The organism is Paenibacillus sp. AR247 (assembly GCF_002968895.1).
GTDB lineage: Bacteria > Bacillota > Bacilli > Paenibacillales > Paenibacillaceae > Paenibacillus_AQ > Paenibacillus_AQ favisporus.
This window is the reverse complement of record NZ_PCZT01000026.1, coordinates 42094-45806: the sequence shown is the minus strand read 5'-3', so window position 1 is coordinate 45806 and position 3713 is coordinate 42094. Positions and strand designations below refer to the sequence as shown.

Here is a 3713-nt window from a genome sequence, read left to right as displayed (position 1 = left end):
ACATTATGACCGGCTGCAAATTCCCACATCTCCTTCACATCTTCGTAAGGAACCGGCATTTGCTGTTCCCCGCTGATATAGTTCGTCACAGGCCCCACGGCGCCGATCTGAGGGTCGCTGTCCAGGCAGCGGAGCATATGAGTCAGCCAATTCGGGGTGACGAGAATATCATTGTTCAGGATGACAACCGTTTCTCCCTTGGCCATCATGATGCCGTAATTGACGCCGCCGGCAAATCCGCGGTTCTCCTCCAGCCTTGCAAACCTGATTTTCCCGCCAAACGGCTTGAGGCAGGAGGCAATATCGTCCGTAGACGCATTGTCAACGACAATAATCTCATGCGGTTCCGGCGTATGGGCCTCAATGCTCCCTATACACTGGATCAGATATTCGGCCTGGTTATAGGTCGGAATGATGATGCTGGTGCCTTGAAACGGAATATGGAATGTGTCACTTCCCTTTACCAGCCCTTCCGTGTACCCGCGTTCGTAACCCTCGTTATATCGGTCGCTTCCAGAGGATGAGGGAGGAGACTGCCGGATTGGCCGGCGGCCCCTTGCACTCCTGAACCGATTTTTCATTTCAATCCCTCCCCGTTTTGCACACATGATATTTCTCTCCGCTATACACCTTACTATCTGGCATAAGGAATCTCACCGGAAACGAGCTTATCCGCCAGATGTCCAAAATCCAGCGCAACTTTGCCCAGCTGGCTCGCGATACGCTCGCAGATCACGACCGCGGGAATGCCGCTGGCCACGAGAGCCAGGTCAAATTCGCATATGGCCGCCTCCTGCATTACCCTTGGAATGTCCGAAAATCCCCGCACCGGGCTGATTACACCGGCTATGGTCAGCGAAGCCGAAGCCAGCAGCATATTCGCAAGCTCGGGAGCCCGGTTTCCGATCAGAAGCAGCCGTTTCCCCGGGAGAAGCTGCTGCAGCAGACCATGCTCATGCAGCGCATAATTCATCGTGGATGTCGTCAGTGTCAGGCTGCGGTAAGATAGCCCGTAATACCGGAGCACCGGGAACAAAAGGCCCTGGAACGTCGGCAGACGGGAATGCGGAATGCCGATGATCCCGGCCATGCGGAGCGAATCGGCCAGCATATCTCGTGCCTGCGGATCAGGCAGCTGTATTCCTGCTGTCGAGAGAAAGCGCCCCTTTTGTCGTACTTCCTCCAGCGGAAGCACGGTGTCATGGGCCAGGGCCAGCAATTCTCCGTCTCCCAGTCGGACAACCGACAGGGGCTGGCCAACGGCCAAGGCATGCGCCATGCGGCCATGGACCTCTTCGGGGCGCAATAGCTGGAGCCAATGTTCCCGGTATGCCGATATTCCCGCGGCGATTACCTCATTGGCACCTATATCCGGCAGTACCGTATACGGTGGAAGCTGGGAGGCGACTGTCTCCTCCACCCCTTCTGCATATCCGGCCTGGTAAGCAGAGTCCTGCACCTTTTGGATATCGATCGAGGGCTCCGTACTGGGTTCACTGGGCCTCTCTTGGGGAAGAGGATGCACCGCGAGGGGAGTAAGCCCCGGCAGGTTCGGATGCTTTACACCATTTCCCCGCTGGCCGTACTTGTGCTTTCTTTTCTCCTTTCGGTTCAGGGGAGCATGCCGCCGACGGAGTATTAAACGTCGCTTGGCCAATTTGACACGAAGAGCCCTCTTCCATGGAGGAATGAAGGCTCTGTTTCGGATCCGAGGGCGGCTCATGGGAGAATTCCCTTCATTTTTTTGCCTGCTTCTTGCAGAGATTCAAAGGTTCCCGCGTCGCCCCACCAATGCTGCAGGATATCGTACTCCAGCCGCCCGTCTGCCGCATAGACGTTGTTGACGTCGGTTATTTCGAGTTCTCCCCTGTCCGATGGACGGATCCCGGAAATGATATCGAACACGGCGGTGTCATACATATAAAAACCGGTGACGCTGTAAGAAGATTTAGGCTTCGCTGGCTTTTCTTCAATCCGGCTGATGAGCTCCGGGCGCGCCCGGTCAAACACCGGGACACCATACCTTCTGGCATCCTGAACCTGCTTCAGGAGAACCCGCGCCGTCCCGGCAGGCTGCTGCGCAAATTTATTTACATACGTGCTCAAATCATCCATAAACAGATTATCTCCAAGCAGAACGACGAATTTTTCGTCCTTCATAATAAAACTTCTTCCCTGATCCAGCGCCTCAGCGATTCCTCCCGCAGACTCCTGAATCCGGTAGGTTAGCTGCACACCTAAGTCCTGACCGCTTCCCAAAAATTCCGTATACAAACCTGCGGACTGTTTGCCCATGACAATAAGAATTTCCTTGATTCCTGCCTGGCGCAATCTGTCGATGCCGTATACGATCATGGGATACTTTCCGACAGGTAGCAAATGCTTGTTGATCAGCCGGGTCAGCGGATACAATCGGGTACCTGTCCCGCCTGCCAAGATAATACCTCTCACTGCACCACTCCTCCTTCAGATATGCTGCCTGCTTACTCTATAAACTGGCGGGGATCAATCTGCCACTTCTCTATAAACAAGCGGTGATTCCGGTCAATCAGCTGTTGAATCTGTTCGGAGGATGCCTGTTTAAAGCTGGCGCTGCCCTGATGGTGAACGAGCGCATCCCCGCAAATCAGCAGATGAAAGCCGGCCAACCGAGCCCTGTAGCAGTAATCGTCATCCTCATAATGACCTGGTGAGAATGCTTCATCCAGAAATCCGATCCTGCTCAGCACTTCCCGTTTTATAAGCAGACACATGCCGATAACCCGGTTCACTTCCACCCAGCGGGACGGATCTGGTTGATTGTTTCGGACAGCTGTCAGCTGGAATTCTTCTGTATTGTTAAAAGAAACATCCACCTTTTGTCTACCCGAGGCTGCATTGGTAACAGGCCCGACCAAGCCGACATCCGGCCGGCTGTGCAGGGCGGCGAGCATATTGGATAACCAGTTCGTCGTAACCGTCACATCGTTGTTGAGTAGGAGCAGATCGTCCCCTCCGGCCGCCGCCAGACCGATGTTGCAGGCGACTGGAAACCCGCGGTTCGCCGGAAGGGAGATAAATGGAATTCCCTCCTTGATGCAGTAGCCGTCGGTACCGTCAGTCGATGCGTTGTCGACAACAATGATTTCGTACGGCGTATCGGTGTATTTGCGGATCGCCTCGATGCAGGGGGCAAGCAGATGCAGGCCGTTATGCGTGGGGATGATGATGCTCGTCATTCGCTGATTCAGACTCATCAGGCATTCCTCCGCAAGGCGACTTCCGTCCGCGAGACTGAAGAAGACTGGGGCATCCAGCCGGCATCAATCAGCGCGTGGAACGCTTCCGCATGGTCACCGATAATCAGGTCTGCCACCGCATTGCCGGTGCCCGTATTCCCGGGACGCTTCCGGTTTGCGCTGATCACGTCAACCGGCTGCACCAGCGCGAAGCGGTGTCCCTTTGCTAGGGCCAGGGCTTGGGCCTTGGGGGGAACCATCAACTGCTCACTGCCGATATCTTCAATCAAACGTCTTGCCAGTGCATGTGGAACGGCCGTTAGCGAATTTGCCCCCAGTTCCGGGTGCCCGAGCACCGTATTGCCGTCGACCGCATGAGGAGCAATCTTGTCACCCGTAACGGCCTCATCTTCCAACGATTGGGTCGTGACGGTATCCGGCGCAAGGTGATGCGGTTGGATGCTGCCTGGCTGCAGATGACCCGAGGTGACGGAT

The 3713-nt window shown here is 55.4% G+C and carries 4 protein-coding genes and 1 pseudogene; all 5 read right to left on the bottom strand.

Going from position 1 to position 3713, the window contains the following annotated elements; all coding sequences use genetic code 11:
• Positions 1 to 581 (bottom strand): glycosyltransferase family 2 protein (locus CPT76_RS34390; RefSeq protein ID WP_146116531.1); only part of this gene is annotated, 581 nt, incomplete at its 3' end.
• A gap of 53 nt (positions 582 to 634) precedes the next feature.
• Positions 635 to 1459, bottom strand: coding sequence for a GT-D fold domain-containing protein (locus CPT76_RS34385; protein WP_258169081.1), 825 nt, complete (start codon positions 1457 to 1459; stop codon positions 635 to 637).
• 260 nt (positions 1460 to 1719) lie between these two features.
• Positions 1720 to 2451: a sugar phosphate nucleotidyltransferase gene (locus CPT76_RS34380; protein WP_105446094.1), complete on the bottom strand. Its 732-nt coding sequence runs from the start codon at positions 2449 to 2451 to the stop codon at positions 1720 to 1722.
• A 32-nt stretch (positions 2452 to 2483) separates the two neighbouring features.
• Positions 2484 to 3236: a glycosyltransferase family 2 protein gene (locus CPT76_RS34375; RefSeq protein ID WP_181153234.1), complete on the bottom strand. Its 753-nt coding sequence runs from the start codon at positions 3234 to 3236 to the stop codon at positions 2484 to 2486.
• A pseudogene (locus CPT76_RS34370) lies at positions 3236 to 3713 on the bottom strand (hypothetical protein); the annotation flags it as partial. The gene CPT76_RS34375 and the pseudogene CPT76_RS34370, both read right to left, overlap by 1 nt.